Source organism: Phyllobacterium sp. T2-21 (assembly GCF_055378485.1).
Map to the genome: position 1 here is coordinate 1,218,203 of NZ_AP027912.1, position 20,634 is coordinate 1,238,836.

Consider the following 20,634-nt stretch of genomic DNA (forward strand, 5'->3'; position numbering starts at 1 on the left):
TCGATGGCTTGGATTGGGTGGTCAAGCGGGCGCGATTGTCCTAAGTGTCGCTTGGGCGGCTCTTTCATGCAAACAAAGGAATGTCGAATGCGCATTGCATTACCCTTGGCTGTCTTGTCTCTTCTGGCCCTTGCGGCCTGCAGCACAAGCACGAGTACCAGCACGAGCAACAGTCCGAAAGCAGCAGCTGATGCCCTGTCGCCGGCGAAGGACACGCATTTTGTTCCGCCACCCAAGTCCCTGACCCAGAAGGCCGTTCCGTCAAAGGTTCCCGAGACACCGGGCGCGCAGAACGCGGTGCAGTAAGACCTGGATACACCGTCAAAGACGTGAATGTTCTTCAAAGCACCGGCCCGCGAGATCAAACTCCGGCCGGTGTTTTCGTCTGGCGTGTTGCATGAGGGGAGTGTGGGAAGCCCTGAAACAACAAAACCCACCGCGGGAGGAGGTGCGGTGGGTTTCGTTGGTTATGGAAGGCCTTCTGGGAGGAGAAGAGGCCGACCGTTTCGACAGAGCCGGGAGGAGGTGACGCTGTCGAAAATTCCTGATCCAACAATAACTCCATTGATGTGATTTAATACAGATAATATTGCATAGCAGCAATGCGCCTGGTGCAATGCAGCAAAGAAGCGTTCAATTATCACCTGGCCATCACGCCGAGTTGAGCGCGCGAACGGAACTTTCGGGCATCCTGATTCGTTAATGCTTCGTAAAGGGGCCGATGATGAAAGCATCGGACCTCCGCAATCGAGGCCGAGAAGATGCGTAAAATATCAGCGTCAGTCCTTATGGTAGCGATGATAGCGTCGGCATTGTCGATCCAGCCGGCAGGAGCCTTCAGCATGAAGGGGCAGGCCGCAGCGCCGTCCGAGGCCAGTGAGATCTACAACAAAAAGTTTGAACGGGCCGCCTTGCTGGAAGCCAAAGCCTATATTTGCGGAACCGACAGTGCGGCAAGTTTTGCCGCCATGAAAGCCGGAATGGCCGAGACCGGATTGCCGGAAGATATCGCCGTCGAAGTGGTTTCAGACCTTGCTTCCGGCCTGATCGACAAGGCTGTGAAGTCTGGATCAAAAGAAATATGCGGAAAACCACAGCTGCGAATTTCCCGGCTCTGACCGATAAATTTGGGGCCGGAAAAAATAAATGAATGCATTCATGATGTTGTTCGCAAGTAATTCTAATTTTATGTAAATTTGAATCAAGGTAAGAAGTTATTGCCAAAAGTTGTGATCATTGCGGGGCTTTTCAAGCGGTGAATTTTGCTAATAATACCGTTAGAAAACTTTCAATATAAACTGCAAGAACAATTAACTACTGAGGAAAATATCCATAAATTGTGCCGTGGAGTTTGTTGATCACGCGGTCTGCAACATGGATTTTTATCTGCAATAGTGTGAATGTTTCAATGAAAAGAAAAAATGGCAGTGCCGCTGGTGGGATCTGGAGAGAATAGCATGAACAAAAGAGTTCAGACGCTGAAAGTATTGAAAACAGAACTCTCGAAACTGTGCGCTATTGCCGATGGTGAAGGCTTTGAGATGATCGCCTATTTCATTGAAACGGCTATCCGTGAGTCCGATGAACAATTGTCCCAGGAAACACGTGCGCTTGTCGGAATGGAATTGCGTGCAGAGTCTGCCGGTCTGCGGGTCCTGAAGAACTGAATACTGGTTCAATTCAGGGCGCGGGGATTCATTGTCCTCCATTGAACATGGCTTCAAATTTTGTGAATCATGAATCGGTTGCCGCGCATTGTGCGCGGTGATTGCTCGCCTATATGAAGGCGATGACCCCACTCTCCGTCCTCGACCTTTCACCGGTTCCCGTTGGCAGCACGCCAGGGCAATCCCTTCGCAATTCGCTGGATCTGGCCCAGCATGCCGAACGTCTCGGCTACAACCGATTGTGGCTTGCCGAGCATCACAACATGCGCGGCATTGCGAGTGCTGCGACAGCCGTCGTCATCGCGCATGTGGCCGCCGGCACGTCGACCATTCGCCTTGGTGCCGGCGGCATCATGCTGCCGAACCATGCGCCGCTGATGGTGGCGGAGGCTTTCGGCACGCTCGCGGCGCTGCACCCCGGCCGTATTGATCTTGGTGTTGGCCGCGCACCGGGGACGGACCAGATAACGGCCCATGCCCTGCGCCGCAATCTGGAACAGGACATCAACGGTTTTCCGCAGGATGTGGTGGAACTGATGGGCTATTTCCGTGAACCGGAACCGGGCCAGAAAGTCCAGGCCGTACCGGGCGCGGGCCTCGACGTCCCGGTCTGGATATTGGGGTCGAGCCTGTTTGGCGCCCAGCTGGCCGCAGCCCTCGGGCTGCCCTACGCCTTCGCCTCGCATTTTGCCCCGGCCGAGATGGAGCGGGCAGTCGAGATTTATCGCGCGCGTTTCGAACCGTCCGAACATCTGGAAAAGCCTTATGTGATGCTGGGGCTGAACGTTTTTGCAGCGGCAACGGATGATGAAGCGCACTTGCTGAAAAGCTCGCAGCAGCAGGCATTCGTCAATCTGCGCACGGGCATGCCGGGGCCATTGCCCGCGCCTGTCGAAGGCTACGAGGAAACACTCGACCTGCACGCGCGGGCGATTTTGCGCCAGTCGCTGTCGTGCACGGTCGCCGGTTCACCGTCGACCGTCAAGGCGGGTGTCGAAGAGTTCATCCGGCGCACAGGCGCCGATGAAATCATGGCGACGGGCCATATATTCGATCACAAGGCGCGGATTCGGTCCTACGAAATTCTCGCCGAGGTCATGATCGCAGGGCAGCAGGCCGAGCCTGCACGGGCCAGCGGCTAAGGCCGCAGACCCCCTGCGGTCTCAATGAACGCGATGACCTCATCAAGCCCGTTGCGCCGCAGCATGTCGGTGAAAACATAGGGCTTGGCCCCGCGCTGCAGCTTCGTGTCGGCATCCATGACGTCAAGATCGGCGCCGACATAGGGTGCCAGATCCTTTTTGTTGATGATCAGGAGGTCGGAGCGGGTGATGCCGGGTCCTCCCTTGCGCGGTATTTTTTCGCCCTGGCAGACCGAGATGACATAAATGGTCAGGTCAGCGAGATCGGGCGAGAATGTTGCGGCCAGATTGTCGCCGCCCGATTCGATGAAGACGATATCGAGGTCCGGATGGCGCTTGTTCATCTCGGCAATCGCCTGCAGATTGATTGTGGCATCCTCGCGAATGGCGGTATGCGGGCAGCCGCCGGTCTCCACACCCATGATCCGGTCTTCCGGCAGGGCCTGCAGGCGGCTGAGGATCAGTGCGTCTTCCTTGGTATAGATGTCATTGGTCACCACGGCGACGGAGTAGCGGTCGCGCATCGCCTTGCACAGCATTTCGGTGACTGTGGTCTTGCCGGAGCCAACGGGGCCGCCAATCCCGACGCGAAGCGGTCCATTCTGCGAGATCATGACCGGAAAACCCTTGAATATTGTGTTTCATGCTGCATCGCCATGATGTCCGACAGGATCGCTGCCGATCCCAAATCATCGAGGCTTGAGGCGGCGGCGCGTTGCGCAACCGCCAGGATCGGCTGTTCCAGTGCCGCTATCAGCGCGACCCCGTGGCTTTGGCCGAGCGGAACAAGCCGTACCGCACCCTGAATGAGGTTGGAAATGACCGCATGCAGAAAGGCGGCCAGCCCCGGCTGCAGCGCCACGCCATTGCCGGCAGCGGCAATGGCAACCGCAACGGGGTAGGGCATTTCGCCGGTCGTGCCCGATTGGTCCGCTCCCCAGTGCGCGATGGCTTGCAGGAAAGCGCTGCCTTGTAGCATAGTTTCCATGTGCCGTTCCTTCGATCCGGCCATGGCTTCGCCAAGGACTGCAATGGACTGGCAATCCCCGCCTTCCCCTGCTTCATGCCAACCGGCGGCAAACAGCACGGCGTCGTTCCAGACGGAGCCGTGATGCAGGAGGTCGATCAGCCAGGCATGCAGCGTATCCTTGTCGCGGATCAGTCCGTCATGGATCGCCCGTTCAATGCCATGGCTGTAGGAAAAGGCGCCAACGGGAAAAGCCGGGGACAGCCAGGTCATGAGCCGCAGCAGCGCGGTGTTTGCGGTGAAATCAGTCATGGGAATGATGGTGATGCCCGTGATCATGATGCGCATGATCGTGGTGATCGTGACCATGGCCGCTGTGATAGGCGCCGCGCAGCGGATGGAATGGGGCGACAATCTCGGTCACCTTGGCTCCCAGACCTTCCAGCATGGCCTTGATCACATGGTCGCGTAAGATAACGATGCGGTGTTCTTCCAGCTGCGCCGGCAAATGGCGGTTGCCCAGATGCCAGGCCAGTTCCGACAGGTGCTGCCGGTCGCGCGGCGTCACTTCATAGAGGACTTCCTCGGCGGCGATAATCTCCGCCATCCTTCCATCGTCGAGGACAAGGACGTCGCCATGGGTGAAGGCGATGGGATCGGGCAGGTCGATCAGGATCTGCTCGCCCTGTTGCAGGGTCAGGACCTTGCGGCGCAGATGCCTCTCGTCATGTGCCAGGACGATATGGTCGAAGGGCGTGCCGCTGTAGTGACCGGCATGCGCATGGCCTGTGACGCGTTTCATGGTTCATTCTCCTCAGAACAGGAAATAGCGCTGTGCCATGGGCAGCACCGTCGCCGGTTCGCATGTCAGAAGTTCGCCGTCGGCGCGCACTTCATAGGTTTCAGGGTCAACTTCCACGTGCGGCGTGGCGTCATTGTGGATCATCGATGCCTTTGAAATGCCGCCACGGGTGTTCTCGACGCCGATCAAGCGCTTGTCCGTTCCAAGCGACTGGCGCAGGCCAGCCTCAATCGATGCCTTGCTGACAAAGACAACGGAGGTATTGGAGACATTCTTGCCGAAGGTGCCGAACATGGGGCGGTAATGCACAGGCTGCGGCGTCGGGATGGATGCATTGGGGTCGCCCATCGGCGCGGCGGCGATGGAGCCGCCCAGCAGCACCATGTCGGGTTTGACGCCGAAGAAGGCCGGATTCCACAACACGAGATCGGCGCGCTTGCCCACCTCGATCGAGCCGATGTGCCGGGACACACCCTGCGCAATCGCCGGATTGATCGTGTATTTGGCAATATAACGTTTCACGCGGAAATTATCGTTGTCGCCGGTTTCCTGCGGCAGGCTGCCGCGCTGGCGTTTCATCTTGTCGGCGGTCTGCCACGTGCGGATCAGAACTTCGCCGACGCGGCCCATGGCCTGGCTATCCGACGAGATGATCGAAAAGGCGCCGATATCGTGCAGGATATCTTCGGCCGCAATGGTTTCCTTGCGGATGCGGCTTTCGGCGAATGCCACGTCTTCGGGGATCGACGACGACAGGTGATGGCAGACCATCAGCATGTCGAGATGTTCGGCAATGGTGTTCTTCGTGTAGGGCCGTGTCGGGTTCGTCGACGAGGGAATGACGTTGGGCAGGCCGCAGATCTTGATGATGTCAGGCGCATGCCCGCCGCCTGCGCCTTCCGTGTGAAAGGCGTGGATCGTACGCCCCTTGAACGCGGCAACCGTATCCTCGACAAACCCGCTCTCGTTGAGCGTGTCCGTATGGATCATCACCTGAATGTCGAACCGGTCGGCAACGGTGAGGCAATTGTCGATGGCGGCCGGCGTGGTGCCCCAATCCTCATGCAGTTTCAGCGAGCAGGCGCCGCCGAGGATCATCTCCTCCAGCGCTTTCGGCTGCGAGGCATTGCCCTTGCCCGATAGTCCGAGGTTCATCGGAATGGAATCGAAGGCCTGGATCATCCGCGCCAGATGCCATGGGCCCGGCGTGCAGGTGGTTGCCAGCGTGCCATGTGCCGGGCCGGTGCCGCCGCCGAACATGGTGGTCACGCCCGACATCAGCGCTTCGTCGATCTGTTGCGGGCAGATAAAATGGATATGCGCGTCCATGCCGCCGGCCGTCAGTATCTTGCCCTCGCAGGCGATGATTTCCGTGCCCGGTCCGATAATGATGGTAACGCCCGGCTGCGTGTCGGGATTGCCGGCCTTGCCGATGGCGGCAATCAGCCCGTCCTTGAGCCCGACATCCGCCTTGTAGATGCCGGTATGGTCGACGATCAGGGCATTGGTGATGACCGTATCGACGGCGCCGTCAGCCCGGGCCACCTGACTCTGTCCCATGCCGTCGCGAATGACCTTGCCGCCGCCGAATTTCACCTCTTCGCCATGGATGGTGAAATCCTTTTCCACTTCAATGAACAGCTCCGTGTCGGCAAGGCGCACCTTGTCGCCGGTTGTCGGGCCGAACATGCGGGCATAGGCGGAGCGGGAGATTTTAGCGGGCATGGTGGTTCCCTCCTGGGCTGTAGGTCTGGCACGGTACGCGCACGGCGGCGGGAGACCGGAGCCACATTCCGGCCACGATATCGCCCCGGAATGACCCGATAACCGACCGCTTGAGATCGAATTCCGCAGGTGAACTGCGCCCGTCATCAAAAGATGATCGTTCGCCAATCACGTGAAAGGAAAAACGATGCGAAAGATGATGATCCTGGCCATGTGTGCCGCTTTCCCGCTCGCCACGTCCGCCGCCTATGCGCAGACTGCGGCACCAGCCACACAGCAACCGGCCAGCAAGGCCCCGGCGCAATCCGGAGCGGTGCCGATCACGACGATCAACATTGTCGATATCAACGAATTGCCCGAGAGCACGAAAACCCAGGTCAACGATGCCGTGGCCAAGCGCTCCGACAAGGACATGCAGCAGCTGCGCACCTCGATCGATGCATCGCCGCAAGTCTCCGCAGCCCTGAAGGAAAAGGGCCTGACGTCGGCGGCGGTGGTTGTCGCGAGCCTTGATGCCAAGGGCCTTTTGACCCTTGTCACCAAAAAGCCGAGCTGACCGCGCGACAGAGCATTGGGGAAGCTGGTCGGTCAAAGCTTTCCCATGATCTTTTGCTGGAACCCGTAAACGGTCCTGTTGCCGCCAAGCGGCACGAGCGTCACGTCGCGCTCCTGTCCCGGCTCGAACCGCACCGCGGTTCCCGCCGCGATATCCAGCCGCATGCCGCGTGCCTGAGCACGGTCAAATATCAGCGCATTGTTGGTTTCGAAGAAATGATAGTGCGAGCCGACCTGCACGGGACGGTCGCCGGTGTTTGCAACCTTTAGTGTTACAGTGGTTGCGCCGGCGTTCAGTTCGATCTCGCCTGCGCAAGGAATGATTTCACCCGGGATCATGGTGTCTCCTAACGGATCGGTTCGTGAACGGTGACGAGTTTGGTGCCGTCGGGGAACGTGGCTTCCACCTGAATGTCGTGGATCATCTCGGGGATGCCTTCCATCACCTGGGCACGGGTGATGACGTGGGCCCCGGCTTCCATAAGTTCGGCGACCGAGCGGCCGTCGCGCGCGCCCTCCACGACAAAATCTGTAATGAGCGCAATGGCTTCCGGATGATTGAGCTTGACGCCGCGTTCAAGGCGGCGGCGGGCGACCATTGCCGCCATGGCAATCAGGAGCTTGTCTTTTTCACGGAGTGTCAGGTTCATTTTGTCCTCTTGGCCATCCCATGTTTGTTCCGTGCGCCGCGGTCCAGCCCCTAGATTGACCAGACTTTAGGCACGCCTGCCTTTTGATTCAGCAGTTCGATCAGCGGTATCAGCCGTTTCCGCAGGGAATAGGCATCCTCATCCACCAGCCTCGCAAGAAGCTTGCCAGACCAGGCGGAAGCGCCGCCTTTTTCACCGATTATTTTTCGCGCCGGCTCCAGATGCCGCTCCGCATCATGGTCGAGCAGCAGGATGGTGGCCATTGTCCGCATTCCGCCGAGCAGGGCAGGCCGGGCAAGCATGGCTGCCGTATCGGGACCAATCGCAAAGTCTTCGGCGTGAACCAGCCTGTCCTGCCGGTAGATGCGCCACCGGTCACGGAACGTGCAGGTCTGGACGTCCTCGCCCATCGCCTTGCGGCCGAACACCACCGGCTCGATGATCAGGGCGCGGCCCGTTCCGGCAAGCTGCGCCGTCAGCGTTCGCTTCAGGGCGGAGCGTTCAAACAGGATCGTCTCCTGCGGCAGCCAGGCGAGACCGGCGTTCTCGCCGACTGACAGCGTGGTTTCCACCTGGGCGACAGAAAACGAGGCTTTGTAGATGCGCTCGCAGGCCTGCGTGGTGATCTGCGCGTGGCAATCATTGGCCGCGTCGAACTGCCAGCGCATGTCGTCGCCGCCGGTCAGGCCGCCGGATGTGTTGATCATCACGGCTTCCAGCGCCGCATCGTCGCGATCCGGCAGCCGGATTTTCGCGCAGCCTTCCTGATAGAGCGTGGCGATGCGCGTACGCCCATTGACGGGTTTCACTGCCAGCCGGGCGTGCCCGTAGGCGCGCTGCGGCCTGGTTTCCGGTATCAGGTCAAGGGACGGGTAAACGTTCATACCGCAAGGCTAGCGCAGCCCGGCGGGGTGGGAAAGCTCAAACTTTCCCAAGTTCGATGGCGCGCTGGTGCGCCGCATGCACGGCCTCGGTCAGAAGATTTTTCAGCCGGTCCTCGCCCATGAGCACCTTCAGCGCCGCGGCCGTGGTGCCGTTGGGGCTGGTCACCTGTTCGCGCAGCGTCGTCGGGGTGTCGGCACTGGCGGCAGCCAGCGCACCGGCGCCATAGACGGTCTGCATGGCGAGAAGACCGGCGATCTCCCGCGTCAGCCCGGCGGCGACCCCGGCCTCGGTCAGGCCTTCGATGAAATGGAACACATAGGCAGGCCCGGAACCCGAAACAGCCGTCACCGCATCGATCAGGCTTTCATCGTCAACGGAGGCGACGGCGCCGCTGGTTTTCAGCAGCTTGTCGACAAAAGCCGCATCGTCGTCACCGACATGGGGATTGCGGAAGGTGACGATCATACCCTTGCCGATTGCCGCTGGGGTGTTGGGGATCGTGCGAATGATCGCGGTTTTATCGCCGAGATGCTTCTCGAAAAAGTTCACGGTAATACCAGCGGCCACGCTGACAAATGTCGCGTGTTCGGCAAAGCGCTTGTAGGCGGGCAGGACGTCGCCCATCACCTGCGGCTTGACCGCAATCAGGATCACACGCGGCTGAAGACCGGCGGCGAGCGATGCGGCGCCCGCGACGGCATTGACCCCGAGTGTCGCTGCCCGATCCCGCAAGGCATCGGTCGGTTCGACGACATGGACCTGTCCTGGCTGCAATATGCCCGCATCCAGCCAGCCCTTGAGCATAGCGAAACCCATATTGCCGCAACCAACCAGAACCACGCTGTCAACCATATGTCTTCTCCCAAATCATGTGGCCGCACTTTGATCCGGTCCTAAGCGCCGGGTCAACTGGGCAACCCTGCGGCCGGTGCACCGATCATTGAAATAATGGGAGACATCGCGATACCGCAGGGCATCTTCGGATAAATTCCCCGGTGTTTCACCAATGATTAACGATTTATTTCCCATAGAACTTTAGGTTGGGTTAACCGTAAGCCATGCTTCGGGGGTAAGGTATTGAACGGTTCTTATGGAGTGCGGACAGGAATGGGTGATCGGGACAACGGGATAGACAAGCGGCCACGACGCTCGCTGCTCTCGTTTGCCAGCCAGCCGGAAACGGCGGGCAGTGCGCCCGCACGCGTGGCGCCTGCAACACCCCCGCAAGCACCCCGCCGCGAAGACGATCTGGAACACTATCAGCGGATGCGGGCGCTGCGTCTGGCGGCCAGCAGCGAAATCACGCAGCTCCCCGCGCCGGCGCCCGATACTGCCCTGACGGATGAAGAGGCCGAGCAGATCGCCATCGATCGCATGCGTGCCGACATGGCGGCCATCAAGGCCGAGCTCAACCGCCGGATCGACGATAACGCATCCGCCGTGCCGGTTTCGCCGACGATTGCCGCCGATGCACCCGTTGCACCGGCGACAAGCCCGGTTGAGCCCGTTGCGGACAATCATGTCACGATGAAACGGTTCATCGAGCCGTCCAACGCCCTCAATCGCGTCGCCAATTCCAAAAAACTGATTATCGCGACGACCCTGATCGGCACTTTGCTTGGTGCCGGCTATGCGATGACAATGCCGAAGCTCTACCCGTCAACCGCTGAACTGCTGGTCGACCCGAGCAACATCCCGTTGAGCGGGACAGCGCCAGCAACCGGTCAGCTGCCGGCCGAAGCGTCCCTGGCCATTGCCGAGAGCCAATTGCGCGCCATCCGCTCGAACCGCGTGCTTTCCCAGGTGATCGACCGGACAGGTCTCGCCAAAGATCCGGAATTCAATGGCAATCTGAAGGACAAGGGCTGGCTTGCGGCCGTTCGCGAGCTTTTCTCGACCGACAGCACACCGGACACAGCGTCACGCGAAGCATTGCTCGTGCGCAATCTCTCCGACAATCTCACGATCGGGAGGAGCGCACAGAATTTTGTTTTCGATATTACTGTCAAATCCAGCGATCCGCAGAAATCCGCACGCCTTGCCAACACTCTGTCCGATGTCTTCATCGAAGAGCAGCGCAATCCGTCACCGGGTGCGGGAGCAGCGGCCCCACTTGCCGGCCGGCTGAATGAGCTGCGCAGTGCTGCGGAAGATGCCGAGAACGCGGCGCAGAAATTCAGGATCGACAACAATCTCGCCGATGCCCAGGGCGGACCGGCTGACGATGTTGCAAAGGCGGGCGATGCGCTCGCCGCCGCCCGCGATCAGACAATAAAGCTCAACGCGCAGGCTGCCGCCATTCAAGGCGCGTCGGTGGATAGTGTTCTCGGCAACACGGTGCCGGATGCGTTGGGGTCCGACGCGATTGCAGCGCTGCGTTCGCAATATTCGGTTCTCAAGCAGCAGGCCGATACGCTGGCGATCAAACTTGGACCGCGCCATCCGCTGCTCATACAGGCGCGGTCTGAAGTCGAGGCAATCCGCAAGGACGTGCGCAGCGAATTGAGCCGCATGGTGGCCTCGGCGCAGGCCGAACTCAAGCGTTCGGTGCAGCGGGAGCAGGATCTGGCAAACCAGCTTGCGCAGCTCAAATCGCGCACGGCTGGAACAAGCGGGGATATGAGCCGGCTGCGAGCACTGGAGCAGGATGCCGCAACAAAGCGCGCGGCCTATGACGCCTATGCGCAGCGCGGCCAGGCAAGCGCGCAAACCGCCGATATGAGCGGCACCAGTATCCGGGTTGTTTCGCCAGCGCAGCCGTCAGCCGAGCCCGCAGGGCCGTCACGCGGTATTCCCGTGATTGGCGGCATGCTGGCTGGCCTGCTTGCCGGACTGGGTGTCGCAATGCTGCGCGGGTCGGGTGCCCGCAACCGACATGAGCCTTCACCAGCCGGTGCCGGAAACGACGGTCCGTTTGATCCGCCGTCGGGCGGAAAGCGGACGGAACATGGTACGGACAAGACGGTTGCAGCGCCCGCCGAGTCACGGCTGGGTGCTGCCATCAAGCAGGCCCAAACGCGCAATTCCGCTTCCGATGCGGCGGAAATGGCCGATGAAGATGCGGCAAGGGCCGAGGATCAGGTCGCGGTTGCGCAGCTTCTCTACGAATATGCCGACATGCATTTCGCCCCGCGCCATCATGACAACTCCAACATCGAGGACATGCTCGCCGATATTGCGGAGATTCGCGATGTGTTGCGCCAGCGCGCCGCCGGAGACTAAAGCCGCGTTCAGTGCAGACGCGGCGTCGGCCCCATGCCTTTATCGTCGATGACATAGCCCCTGTAGAACCGGTCGAGCGTGAACGGCGCCGACAGCGGATGCGGTTCATCCTTGGCGATGGTCCAGGCAAAGCATTTGCCGGAGATCGGCGTTGCCTTGAAGCCGCCGTAACACCAGCCGGTGTTGAGATACATGCCCGGCAATGGACCGGTGGTGATGATGGGGGAGCCGTCCATGGACATGTCCATGATTCCGCCCCAGGAGCGCAGCAGCTTGACGCGGGCCAGCGCCGGCATGAGGGCGACGAACTCGCTCATCACATCTTCCACAACGGGCAGGTTGCCGCGCTGCGCATAGGAATTGTAGCCGTCGATATCGCCGCCGAAAACCAGCCCGCCCTTGTCCGACTGGCTGAAATAGAGATGGCCGCCGCCGAACGTCGCAACCGTATCGACGACGGGCTTGAGCGCTTCCGAAACAAAGGCCTGCAGGACATGCGATTCCAGCGGCAGCCGGTCGACACCTGCCCGGCGCATCAGCTCGCTGGTGTGTCCGGCCACGGCGCAGGCGGTCTTTTTTGCATTGATCGGACCGCGTGTGGTCATGACGCCGGTGACCTTGTCGCCGTCCTTGATGAAGCCGGTGACTTCGCAATTCTCGATGATATCAACACCGAGCTGGTCGGCCGCACGGGCATAGGCCCAGACCACCGCATCATGGCGTGCGGTTCCCGCGCTGCGCTGCATCAGGCCGCCAATGATCGGAAACCGTGCCGATGCGCTGGTGTCGAGGCCGGGAATGAGTTTCTCCAGCTGTTTCGGATTGAGCAGCTCGCAGTCGATGCCGTTGAGCCGCATCTGGTTGCCGCGCCGGATATAGACATCGAGCTGCGGCAGGTTGTGCGCAAGATTGACCACGCCGCGCTGCGAGAACATCACGTTGTAGTTGAGGTCGTGCGACATGGTCTCCCAGAGCTTCATCGACGCCTCGTAGAAGTGCTGGTTTTCCGTCAGGAGATAATTGGATCGCACCGCCGTCGTGTTGCGGCCGATATTGCCGGAACCGAGCCATCCCTTTTCTACCACGGCGATATTGCGGATGCCGTGTTCCTTGGCCAGGTAATAGGCGGTCGCCAGCCCGTGTCCGCCGCCGATGATCACCACATCATAGGCCGGCTTCGGATCGGGTTTGCGCCACGCAGGCTTCCAGTCCTTGTTGCCGTTGAGGGCGTTCTTGAGAAGGGAGAAAGCGGAATAGCGCATCGACGAATCCAGTTTGCGGGCGGAACAGTGTGATCATGCGTGGTTTTGGCGTATTCGCAAGCCCCAGAACCATCCTTGGGTCACATCATCGCATTGCCCTTATGGGCCGCTTTCGTTATTGCGTCAGTGAACGCCGTTCTGGCGGTATTGTATTGCCTAAGAATCCTCAGAATGACGTCCATTCCCGAAGCGCGATGCCCAGGAGCAGCACATGGCAGTGACGATTGATGGCAAGCAGATTGCCGAAGACGTGGTTTCAAAGGTCAAGGCGTCCGCCGCCGAGCTGATTGAGGTCACTGGCATCACGCCCGGTATTGCCGTGGTGATCGTCGGCGAGGACCCCGCCAGCCAGGTCTATGTCGCCTCGAAGGGACGCAAGGCCAAGGAATGCGGCTTCCATTCCGTGCAGCACACCCTGCCGGAACAGACGAGCGAAGATGAACTGGTCAGGCTGGTGGAAACGCTCAATGCCGATCCGGCCATCCATGGCATTCTCGTGCAATTGCCTTTGCCCAAGCACATCGATTCCGGCCGCATCATCCAGACCATTTCACCTGACAAGGATGTCGACGGCTTCCACTTCATCAATGTCGGCAAGCTGGGGACCGGCGAGCTCGATACCGCATTCGTCCCCTGCACGCCCGAGGGCTCGATGCTGCTGATCGACCGCATTCTCGGCCGTGATCTCTCCGGCCTCAATGCGGTGGTTGTCGGCCGTTCCAATATCGTTGGCAAGCCGATGTTCAATCTGCTGCTCGCACACAATGCCACAGTCACGATTGCCCACAGCCGGACGAAGGATCTGCCAGGCCTTTGCCGCAATGCCGATATTCTGGTGGCCGCCGTCGGCCGTCCGCAGATGATCAAGGCGGACTGGGTGAAGCCAGGGGCGACTGTCATCGATGTCGGTATCAATCGCATTCCGGCTCCCGAGCGGGGCGAAGGCAAGACGCGTCTTGTCGGCGATGTCGATTTTGCCGACGTGGCTCCCGTCGCCGGCGCACTGACGCCGGTTCCCGGTGGTGTCGGGCCGATGACGATTGCCATGCTGATGGCCAACACGCTGGTTGCCGCCCACCGCAGTGCCGGAAAAACACCGCCCCGCTTCTAATTCATTGGTTTGCAACCGGATTGTCGTTAGAACAGCATATGCCCGAAGCCCTCAAGGTCAGTAGAACCTTCGCTTTTCTGCTTGTCGACAAATTCCCGATGTTCAGCCTTGCCGCTGCCATCGATACAATGCGCACGGCCAACCGTATGGCGGAAGAGCCATTCTACGGGTGGACCACCGTGTCCGCCACGGGTGCGCCGGTCACCGCATCGAACGGTCTGCAGATCAATGTGCAATATTCGCTGGCGGAGCTTCCCGCCGCCGATATTTTCTTCATCTGCGCTGGGCTGACCACCGAGTTTGAAGAAAAACCCAAGGTTATCGCAGCGCTGCGCAATCTCGGACGGCGCGGTGCGGCGCTGGGCGGGCTCAACATCGGCAGTTACATCCTCGCCGAGGCAGGGCAGCTCGAAGGGCATCGCTGCACGATCCATTGGGAAAACCGCGCCGGTTTTCAGGAGCGTTTCCCGCAGATCGAATGCACCGGCAATGTTTTCGAGATCGACCGCAAGCGCTATACCTGCGCGGGCGGGACGACCTCGATCGATCTGATGCTGGAGATCATCCGGCAGGATTTCGATCCCGGCCTTGCCAATGAAGTGGCCAACCAGTTCCACCATGAGCGCATCCGCTCGCAGACCGATCGCCAGCGCATCGGGCCCGAGCGGGACCTGACCGGAAAATCCGAGAAGCTGCGCAAGATCGTCGAGCTGATGGCCGACAATCTCGAACAGCCGAAATCGGCGGTGCGGCTGGCCAAGGCCGTTGGTCTTTCCGTCCGGCAGGTGGAGCGCTTGTTCCTGCGCCATCTCAACATGACGCCGGGTCGCTACTACATGAGCCTGCGGCTGGAACGGGCGCGCGAGCTGCTGCGGCAGACGCATTCGCCCATTCTCGACGTGGCGCTGGCAACGGGATTCACGTCCCATTCCTATTTTGCCCAGAGCTACCGGGCGCAGTTCGGGCGCTCACCCTCCGATGAGCGCCGCACCACCTATTGATCAGCCGAAAACCGAAGCGCCTTCGTCGGCGCGGCCCACCACGTTGCGGAAGGCGGCGAACAGTTCGCGGCCCATGCCGTAGCTGTTGTGGCTAAGGTCGACGACCGGTTCGGGACGGGCGGCGAGAACCTCCGGGTCTTCGAGCACGTCGAGCGTTCCGATTTCCGCATCGAGCCGCACCATGTCGCCATCGCGGATCTTGCCGATGATGCCGCCGCTCAAGGCTTCCGGCGTCACGTGGATTGCCGCCGGCACCTTGCCCGAGGCACCCGACATGCGCCCGTCCGTCACCAGCGCAACCATATGGCCGCGATCCTGCAGCACGCCGAGCGGCGGCGTAAGCTTGTGCAGTTCCGGCATGCCATTGGCCTTTGGACCCTGGAAGCGGACCACGGCGACAAAGTCACGGTCGAGCTTTCCGGCCTTGAAAGCGTCCTGCAGCGCCGCCTGACTGTCGAATACGATGGCAGGCGCCTCGATGATGCGCCGTTCCGGCTTGACTGCCGATGTCTTGATGACGGCGGTGCCGAGATTACCCTTCAGCATCTTCAGGCCGCCGGTTGCCTGGAACGGTTCCTTGACCGTGGAAAGGACCTTCTTGTCGGCGCTTTCGCTTGGAATGGGATTGCGCTCCACCGTGCCGTTTTCGCCGAGCTTGACCTCGATGGTGTAGGCACGCAGGCCTTCGCCCCAGACGGTCTTGACGTCCTCATGCAGCATGCCTGCATCCAGTAATTCGCGGATGATGTAGCCCATGCCGCCGGCCGCATGGAAATGGTTCACATCGGCGAGACCGTTTGGATAGACGCGGGCGAGCAGCGGCACCACATCGGAAAGGTCGGAAATGTCCTGCCATGTCAGCTTGATGCCCGCAGCCGCAGCCATGGCGACGAGGTGCATGGTGTGGTTGGTCGAACCGCCCGTAGCGTGCAGCCCGATAACGCCGTTGACGATGGTCTTCTCGTCGATCATTTCGCCGACCGGCGTGTATTCATTGCCGAGCGCGGTGATGGCAAGGGCGCGCTTGGCAGCCTCGCGCGTCAATGCTTCGCGTAAGGGGGTGCCCGGATTGATGAAGGACGAGCCCGGCGTATGCAGCCCCATGATTTCCATGAGCATCTGGTTGGAATTGGCCGTGCCATAGAAGGTGCAGGTTCCCGGTCCGTGGTACGACTTGGATTCCGATTCCAGCAGTTTGTCGCGGCCGACCTTGCCTTCCGCATAAAGCTGGCGGGTTTTTGCCTTCTCGTCATTGGGAAGGCCCGTGGTCATCGGACCGGCAGGGATGAACACGGCGGGCAGGTGACCGAACGTCAGCGCGCCGATGACGAGGCCCGGAACGATCTTGTCGCAGACGCCGAGATAAACAGCCGCATCGAACATGTCATGCGACAGGCCAACGGCCGTCGCCATGGCAATGACATCGCGGGAGAACAGCGACAGATCCATGCCCGGCTGTCCCTGGGTCACGCCATCGCACATGGCCGGCACGCCGCCGGCAACCTGCGCCACGCCGCCCGCCTCGTGCACGGCCGCCTTGATCAGTTGCGGATAGGTTTCGAACGGCTGATGCGCCGACAGCATGTCGTTGTATGAGGTGATGATACCGATATTGGGCACAACGTCGCCAGCCAGCGCGGCCTTGTCGGACGGTCCGCAGGCGGCAAAGCCGTGGGCGAGATTGGCGCAGGCCAATGCAGAGCGTTTCGGCTTGTGGGAAGCAGCTTCGCGCAGACGGTCGAGATAGACATCGCGGGTCGGGATCGACCTCTCACGGATGCGGTTGGTAATGCTTTTGACCCTTTGCAGGACGGTCATCGGTTTTCTCCTTATGGAGCCCAGAAAATCTCAAGATTGATGGGTGTGTGGCGCAGGACAGCGCGAATGGGCATGTCAGCGGTTGCCCCGTCGCCAAGCGCCTTGTCGAGAACGGCTTTTTTGCCGTCGCCTTCGATGTGCAGGACAACGAACCGGGAATGAACGATCACCGGCAGGGTGAGTGTCAGGCGCGGCTCACCGGCACCTTCCGCCTGCATTGGCAGGACGAGCGCCGACTGCGTCATCGAAATCGCGTCGGCAAGGCGGTCGCCACCGGGGAAGAACGAGGCCGTGTGACCATCGCCGCCCATGCCGAGTATAGTCACGTCGAAAGGCTGGCCCAGTGCGGCGATGGCGGCCGCCGCGGATTGAACGGCAGCGTCCGCATCCGCAGACGCATGATAGAGCCCGACGAAATTGGCCTTCGCTGCGGCGTTCTGCAGAAGCAGCTCCGTCACCAGCTTCTGGTTGGAGCGGTCATTGCTTGGCGGCACGAAACGTTCGTCCACCAGCGTGACGGTGATCCGGGTCCAGGGCAGGTCCTTGACCGACAGCGCCTTGAAAAAGCGGGCAGGGGTGGTTCCACCCGATACGGCCAGAACCGCCTTGCCGCGCGCATCGCATGCGGCCTGCAGGTGTGCTGCAACACCGGTCGCCAGTGCTTCCGCAAGAGCGTTTCCATCGGCAAAACTGTTCAGTGTCTGCTGCATGATCATGTCTCGTGCCAGGTGCGTCCGTCGCGTTCAATCAAGGCGATGGCCGCGGATGGTCCCCATGTACCGGCGGTATAACCTGCTGCGGACTGGTCATTGTCGGTCCAGGCTTTCAGGATCGGATCGATCCAGCGCCATGCGGCAACAACTTCGTCGCGGCGCATGAACAGGGTCTGGTTGCCGCGCACCACATCCATCAGCAGGCGTTCATAGGCATCGGGGCTGCGGACCTGGAACGATTCCGCAAAACTCATGTCGAGCGGAACGTGACGCAGGCGCATGCCGCCCGGACCCGGATCCTTGATCATCATCCACTGCTTCACGCCTTCGTCGGGCTGCAAGCGGATCACCAGCTGATTGGCGACGACCCGGCCCGCGCTCTCGCCAAAGATCGAGTGCGGAATGGGCTTGAACGAAACGACGATTTCAGAGGCCCGCGTGGCAAGGCGTTTGCCGGTGCGCAGGTAGAACGGAACGCCGGCCCAGCGCCAGTTGGCGATCTCGGCCTTGATGGCGACGAAGGTTTCCGTATTGCTCGTCGCGCCCAGTTCTTCCTGATAACCCTTGACCGGGCCGCCGGCGGACGCACCGGCACGGTACTGGCCGCGCACGGTCAGCTCTTCGGCATTCTTGGCATCGATGCGGGCAAGCGAGCGCAGGACTTTCAATTTCTCGTCGCGCACAGCATCGGCATCCATGGATGCGGGAGGCTCCATCGCAACAAGGCAGAGAAGCTGCAGCATGTGGTTCTGCACCATGTCGCGCAGCGCACCGGCCGTATCGTAGTAACCGGCGCGGCCTTCGAGGCCGACCGCTTCCGCGACGGTGATCTGCACGTGATCGATGTGCGCCGAGTTCCACAGGGGCTCGTACAGCGCATTGGCAAAGCGCAGCGCCATCAGGTTCTGCACCGTTTCCTTGCCGAGATAGTGATCGATGCGGAAAATCTGCTGTTCGTTGAAGACGCTGCCGATCGTGTCATTGAGCGCAATGGCGGATTTAAGATCGCGGCCGATCGGCTTTTCGACGATGATGCGGGTCTGATCGGTGATCAGTTCATATTTCTTCAAGCGGCTGGCGATGTCGCCGAACAGGCTCGGGCTGACCGCGAGGTAAAACGCCCTGATCTTCCTGTTCGCGTCGCCAATCGCGCTTTTGAGATCGTCCCAGCCATTGTCCGATGTTGCGTCGACTGCAACATAGGACAGGCGCTGCAGGAATTGCTCGACCTGCTTCTTGTCGATCTCTTCTGGTTTGACATGTTCCTTGATCGCGGCTTCCGCAAACTTGCGGTAGTCGGCATCGGACATCGCCGAACGCGATGCGCCGATGATGCGCGTGGGCTCCGTCAACTGTCCGTCCCGCTGGCGTTGATAGAGCGCGGGGATCAGTTTGCGCTCGGCAAGATCGCCGCTGCCACCGAAGACGATGCAGTCAAAAGGTTCAACCGGGATAATCTGGCTTGTCATAAGATTAAGTCTCGCTATGCCAAAAATAGGTGTTCCGCTGATGCAGGCCTGTATAATCTAATCGATTTAAAAAGGCCAGCGCCGATCCGTCTTCTGCGTCAAAATGCATTCCCAAGACGGTTCAATTCCAATACCATCGGTGCAAAGCAGGAACCCGTCATGGATCAGAATCTCTCTCGAATTGTCGCACAGGATAAGAATTTCCTGAATATCATTAATGGCCGGCGGGTCGCCGCACTCTCGCAGGAAACGATCACTGTTTTGTGTCCGTCCGATGGTTTGCCCTTCGCCACCATCCCGGCGGGCAATGCCGATGATGTGGATCGCGCCGTGCGTGCAGCGCGGCAAGCCTTCGAACAGGGCCCCTGGAGCCGGATGCCGGCCTTCGAGCGTGGCCGCCTGCTGACACGGCTCGGCCAGCTCGTCGAAGAGCATGGCGACGAACTTGCAGCACTCGAATCGCGCGATACCGGCAAGCCGGTCCGTCAGGGCAAGGCGGATGTCGCCGCGACCATGCGCTACTATGAATTCTACGGCGGTGCCGCCGACAAGATTCATGGCGATACCATTCCCTTTCTCGACGGCTTCACGGCGCTGACGCTGCGCGAGCCGCATGGCGTGGTTGCCGGCATCATTCCATGGAACTATCCCATGCAGATCATGGCGCGCGTGGTTGGCGCCGCGTTGGCGATGGGCAACACGCTGGTCATCAAACCGGCCGAGGATGCCTCGCTGTCCACCATCCGTATCGGTGAACTGGCCATTGAGGCAGGATTTCCCGATGGCGTTCTCAATGTCATCACCGGTTATGGCCGTGATGCAGGTGCCGCACTGTCATCGCATCCGGGGATCGATTACGTCACCTTCACCGGCTCGCCTGTCACCGGGACCGCGATCCAGCAGGCCGCCGCCGCGAACAATCGCGGCGTCACCATGGAACTGGGCGGCAAGTCGCCGCAAATCCTGTTTGCCGATGCGGATGTGGAAAAGGCCCTGCCGGTTCTGGTCAATGCGATCATACAGAATGGCGGTCAGACCTGTTCGGCGGGAAGCCGTATCCTGATCGAGCGTCCTCTCTATAATGACGTCGCTGCCGCCCTTGGCGAGCGCTTCAGCAAGCTTGTCGCCGCACCGCACGACATGGACCTTGACCTTGGCCCGATGGTGAACCCGGCGCAGAAGCGCAAGGTCGAGAACTTCATCACATCCGCTGCCGAGTCCGGGATCGAGGTTGTTGCCCGCGGCTCCATTCATGTTGAAGCGCCGCTGGAGGGCTACTACGTCGCCCCCGTGCTTTTCGGCGCTGTCGATCCCGCGTCGGTTCTGGCACAGGAAGAAGTGTTCGGGCCGGTATTATCGCTCTTTGCCTTTGATGACGAGGCGGATGCCATCAGGCTTGCCAACGGCACCGATTACGGTCTCGTCGCGGGTATCTGGACCCGGGACGGTGCCCGCCAGCACCGTGTCGCCAAGAAAGTTCGCGCCGGACAGGTTTTCGTCAACGCCTATGGTGCTGGCGGCGGCGTCGAACTGCCGTTTGGCGGTTTCAAGAAGTCCGGTCACGGACGGGAAAAGGGCTTTGAAGCGCTCTTCGATATGTCCGCAACCAAAACGGTCGTGTTCCGCCACGACTGACCGGGCCGAC

Annotated in this window: 21 protein-coding genes; 9 read left to right on the top strand and 12 right to left on the bottom strand. The window is 60.5% G+C overall.

What is annotated here, in order from left to right; translation table 11 throughout:
- The first annotated feature begins 87 nt into the window (after window positions 1–87).
- The 4 genes from ACZ5FP_RS06080 to ACZ5FP_RS06095 all read left to right on the top strand — a co-directional run bounded on the left by ACZ5FP_RS06080 (window position 88) and on the right by ACZ5FP_RS06095 (window position 2,809).
- Window positions 88–306 carry a hypothetical protein gene (locus tag ACZ5FP_RS06080; protein ID WP_223611805.1) on the top strand — a complete coding sequence of 73 codons (219 nt, stop codon included), beginning with the start codon at window positions 88–90 and terminating at the stop codon, window positions 304–306.
- A gap of 536 nt (window positions 307–842) precedes the next feature.
- Entirely contained in the window at window positions 843–1,118 is a 276-nt protein-coding gene (locus ACZ5FP_RS06085) for a hypothetical protein (protein WP_464662750.1), read from the top strand.
- Window positions 1,119–1,421: 303 nt separating this feature from the next.
- Entirely contained in the window at window positions 1,422–1,667 is a 246-nt protein-coding gene (locus ACZ5FP_RS06090; RefSeq protein ID WP_464662751.1) for a hypothetical protein, read from the top strand.
- Window positions 1,668–1,789: 122 nt separating this feature from the next.
- On the top strand, window positions 1,790–2,809 hold the full coding sequence (locus ACZ5FP_RS06095) for an LLM class flavin-dependent oxidoreductase (RefSeq protein WP_463011723.1): 1,020 nt from the start codon (window positions 1,790–1,792) through the stop codon (window positions 2,807–2,809).
- On the opposite strand, the gene ureG is transcribed toward ACZ5FP_RS06095, so the two are convergent.
- The 4 genes from ureG to ureC are packed head-to-tail and all read right to left on the bottom strand — an operon-like array spanning window position 2,806 to window position 6,303.
- Complete coding sequence (gene ureG / locus ACZ5FP_RS06100; RefSeq protein WP_346306016.1) at window positions 2,806–3,423, bottom strand: urease accessory protein UreG; 618 nt, start codon at window positions 3,421–3,423, stop codon at window positions 2,806–2,808. The two genes, ACZ5FP_RS06095 and ureG, sit on opposite strands and share 4 nt — an antisense overlap.
- Window positions 3,420–4,145 carry an urease accessory protein UreF gene (locus tag ACZ5FP_RS06105; protein ID WP_464662752.1) on the bottom strand — a complete coding sequence of 242 codons (726 nt, stop codon included), beginning with the start codon at window positions 4,143–4,145 and terminating at the stop codon, window positions 3,420–3,422. Before ACZ5FP_RS06105 ends, ureG begins: the two co-directional genes overlap by 4 nt.
- Entirely contained in the window at window positions 4,081–4,578 is a 498-nt protein-coding gene (gene ureE, locus ACZ5FP_RS06110; RefSeq protein WP_464662753.1) for an urease accessory protein UreE, read from the bottom strand. Before ureE ends, ACZ5FP_RS06105 begins: the two co-directional genes overlap by 65 nt.
- A gap of 12 nt (window positions 4,579–4,590) precedes the next feature.
- Window positions 4,591–6,303: an urease subunit alpha gene (ureC, locus tag ACZ5FP_RS06115; RefSeq protein ID WP_464662754.1), complete on the bottom strand. Its 1,713-nt coding sequence runs from the start codon at window positions 6,301–6,303 to the stop codon at window positions 4,591–4,593.
- A gap of 187 nt (window positions 6,304–6,490) precedes the next feature.
- On the opposite strand from ureC, the gene ACZ5FP_RS06120 reads away from it, so the two are divergent.
- Window positions 6,491–6,859 carry a hypothetical protein gene (locus ACZ5FP_RS06120; RefSeq protein ID WP_464662755.1) on the top strand — a complete coding sequence of 123 codons (369 nt, stop codon included), beginning with the start codon at window positions 6,491–6,493 and terminating at the stop codon, window positions 6,857–6,859.
- Between the two features lie 32 nt (window positions 6,860–6,891).
- On the opposite strand, the gene ACZ5FP_RS06125 is transcribed toward ACZ5FP_RS06120, so the two are convergent.
- From ACZ5FP_RS06125 to proC, 4 genes are read right to left on the bottom strand one after another with little or no spacing between them, the layout of a single operon-like run.
- Window positions 6,892–7,197, bottom strand: a complete 306-nt coding sequence (locus ACZ5FP_RS06125) for an urease subunit beta (protein WP_464662756.1) — start codon at window positions 7,195–7,197, stop codon at window positions 6,892–6,894.
- A gap of 8 nt (window positions 7,198–7,205) precedes the next feature.
- Window positions 7,206–7,508 (bottom strand): urease subunit gamma, encoded by a 303-nt coding sequence (locus ACZ5FP_RS06130; RefSeq protein WP_105736392.1) that lies wholly within the window; start codon window positions 7,506–7,508, stop codon window positions 7,206–7,208.
- A 50-nt stretch (window positions 7,509–7,558) separates the two neighbouring features.
- Window positions 7,559–8,392, bottom strand: coding sequence for an urease accessory protein UreD (locus tag ACZ5FP_RS06135; protein ID WP_464662757.1), 834 nt, complete (start codon window positions 8,390–8,392; stop codon window positions 7,559–7,561).
- Window positions 8,393–8,429: 37 nt separating this feature from the next.
- Complete coding sequence (proC, locus tag ACZ5FP_RS06140; protein WP_464662758.1) at window positions 8,430–9,245, bottom strand: pyrroline-5-carboxylate reductase; 816 nt, start codon at window positions 9,243–9,245, stop codon at window positions 8,430–8,432.
- A gap of 255 nt (window positions 9,246–9,500) precedes the next feature.
- On the opposite strand from proC, the gene ACZ5FP_RS06145 reads away from it, so the two are divergent.
- Window positions 9,501–11,615 carry a GumC family protein gene (locus ACZ5FP_RS06145; RefSeq protein WP_464662759.1) on the top strand — a complete coding sequence of 705 codons (2,115 nt, stop codon included), beginning with the start codon at window positions 9,501–9,503 and terminating at the stop codon, window positions 11,613–11,615.
- 8 nt (window positions 11,616–11,623) lie between these two features.
- On the opposite strand, the gene ACZ5FP_RS06150 is transcribed toward ACZ5FP_RS06145, so the two are convergent.
- The gene (locus tag ACZ5FP_RS06150) at window positions 11,624–12,877 is read right to left on the bottom strand and encodes a sarcosine oxidase subunit beta family protein (protein ID WP_464662760.1); all 1,254 of its coding nucleotides are present in this window, start codon (window positions 12,875–12,877) and stop codon (window positions 11,624–11,626) included.
- A 211-nt stretch (window positions 12,878–13,088) separates the two neighbouring features.
- On the opposite strand from ACZ5FP_RS06150, the gene folD reads away from it, so the two are divergent.
- Window positions 13,089–13,988 (top strand): bifunctional methylenetetrahydrofolate dehydrogenase/methenyltetrahydrofolate cyclohydrolase FolD, encoded by a 900-nt coding sequence (folD, locus tag ACZ5FP_RS06155; protein ID WP_223611778.1) that lies wholly within the window; start codon window positions 13,089–13,091, stop codon window positions 13,986–13,988.
- A gap of 38 nt (window positions 13,989–14,026) precedes the next feature.
- Window positions 14,027–14,989, top strand: coding sequence for a GlxA family transcriptional regulator (locus ACZ5FP_RS06160; RefSeq protein WP_105736378.1), 963 nt, complete (start codon window positions 14,027–14,029; stop codon window positions 14,987–14,989).
- On the opposite strand, the gene edd is transcribed toward ACZ5FP_RS06160, so the two are convergent.
- The 3 genes from edd to zwf are packed head-to-tail and all read right to left on the bottom strand — an operon-like array spanning window position 14,990 to window position 18,989.
- Window positions 14,990–16,807 (bottom strand): phosphogluconate dehydratase, encoded by a 1,818-nt coding sequence (edd, locus tag ACZ5FP_RS06165; RefSeq protein WP_464662761.1) that lies wholly within the window; start codon window positions 16,805–16,807, stop codon window positions 14,990–14,992.
- Between the two features lie 11 nt (window positions 16,808–16,818).
- The gene (gene pgl, locus ACZ5FP_RS06170) at window positions 16,819–17,517 is read right to left on the bottom strand and encodes a 6-phosphogluconolactonase (protein ID WP_464662762.1); all 699 of its coding nucleotides are present in this window, start codon (window positions 17,515–17,517) and stop codon (window positions 16,819–16,821) included.
- Between the two features lie 2 nt (window positions 17,518–17,519).
- Complete coding sequence (gene zwf / locus ACZ5FP_RS06175) at window positions 17,520–18,989, bottom strand: glucose-6-phosphate dehydrogenase (RefSeq protein WP_464662763.1); 1,470 nt, start codon at window positions 18,987–18,989, stop codon at window positions 17,520–17,522.
- Between the two features lie 159 nt (window positions 18,990–19,148).
- Between zwf and ACZ5FP_RS06180 the strand changes: the two genes are divergently transcribed.
- Complete coding sequence (locus ACZ5FP_RS06180; protein WP_464662764.1) at window positions 19,149–20,624, top strand: aldehyde dehydrogenase family protein; 1,476 nt, start codon at window positions 19,149–19,151, stop codon at window positions 20,622–20,624.
- Window positions 20,625–20,634: the final 10 nt, after the last annotated feature.

Excerpts from the sequence above, each read along its gene's own strand:
- ACZ5FP_RS06080 (WP_223611805.1), top strand. The coding sequence starts at position 88 with ATGCGCATTGCATTACCCTTGGCTGTCTTGTCTCTTCTGGCCCTTGCG.
- ACZ5FP_RS06085 (WP_464662750.1), top strand. The coding sequence starts at position 843 with ATGAAGGGGCAGGCCGCAGCGCCGTCCGAGGCCAGTGAGATCTACAAC.
- ACZ5FP_RS06090 (WP_464662751.1), top strand. The coding sequence starts at position 1,422 with ATGGCAGTGCCGCTGGTGGGATCTGGAGAGAATAGCATGAACAAAAGA.
- ACZ5FP_RS06095 (WP_463011723.1), top strand. The coding sequence starts at position 1,790 with ATGACCCCACTCTCCGTCCTCGACCTTTCACCGGTTCCCGTTGGCAGC.
- ureG (WP_346306016.1), bottom strand. The coding sequence starts at position 3,423 with ATGATCTCGCAGAATGGACCGCTTCGCGTCGGGATTGGCGGCCCCGTT.
- ACZ5FP_RS06105 (WP_464662752.1), bottom strand. The coding sequence starts at position 4,145 with ATGGTCACGATCACCACGATCATGCGCATCATGATCACGGGCATCACC.
- ureE (WP_464662753.1), bottom strand. The coding sequence starts at position 4,578 with ATGAAACGCGTCACAGGCCATGCGCATGCCGGTCACTACAGCGGCACG.
- ureC (WP_464662754.1), bottom strand. The coding sequence starts at position 6,303 with ATGCCCGCTAAAATCTCCCGCTCCGCCTATGCCCGCATGTTCGGCCCG.
- ACZ5FP_RS06120 (WP_464662755.1), top strand. The coding sequence starts at position 6,491 with ATGCGAAAGATGATGATCCTGGCCATGTGTGCCGCTTTCCCGCTCGCC.
- ACZ5FP_RS06125 (WP_464662756.1), bottom strand. The coding sequence starts at position 7,197 with ATGATCCCGGGTGAAATCATTCCTTGCGCAGGCGAGATCGAACTGAAC.
- ACZ5FP_RS06130 (WP_105736392.1), bottom strand. The coding sequence starts at position 7,508 with ATGAACCTGACACTCCGTGAAAAAGACAAGCTCCTGATTGCCATGGCG.
- ACZ5FP_RS06135 (WP_464662757.1), bottom strand. The coding sequence starts at position 8,392 with ATGAACGTTTACCCGTCCCTTGACCTGATACCGGAAACCAGGCCGCAG.
- proC (WP_464662758.1), bottom strand. The coding sequence starts at position 9,245 with ATGGTTGACAGCGTGGTTCTGGTTGGTTGCGGCAATATGGGTTTCGCT.
- ACZ5FP_RS06145 (WP_464662759.1), top strand. The coding sequence starts at position 9,501 with ATGGGTGATCGGGACAACGGGATAGACAAGCGGCCACGACGCTCGCTG.
- ACZ5FP_RS06150 (WP_464662760.1), bottom strand. The coding sequence starts at position 12,877 with ATGCGCTATTCCGCTTTCTCCCTTCTCAAGAACGCCCTCAACGGCAAC.
- folD (WP_223611778.1), top strand. The coding sequence starts at position 13,089 with ATGGCAGTGACGATTGATGGCAAGCAGATTGCCGAAGACGTGGTTTCA.
- ACZ5FP_RS06160 (WP_105736378.1), top strand. The coding sequence starts at position 14,027 with ATGCCCGAAGCCCTCAAGGTCAGTAGAACCTTCGCTTTTCTGCTTGTC.
- edd (WP_464662761.1), bottom strand. The coding sequence starts at position 16,807 with ATGACCGTCCTGCAAAGGGTCAAAAGCATTACCAACCGCATCCGTGAG.
- pgl (WP_464662762.1), bottom strand. The coding sequence starts at position 17,517 with ATGCAGCAGACACTGAACAGTTTTGCCGATGGAAACGCTCTTGCGGAA.
- zwf (WP_464662763.1), bottom strand. The coding sequence starts at position 18,989 with ATGACAAGCCAGATTATCCCGGTTGAACCTTTTGACTGCATCGTCTTC.
- ACZ5FP_RS06180 (WP_464662764.1), top strand. The coding sequence starts at position 19,149 with ATGGATCAGAATCTCTCTCGAATTGTCGCACAGGATAAGAATTTCCTG.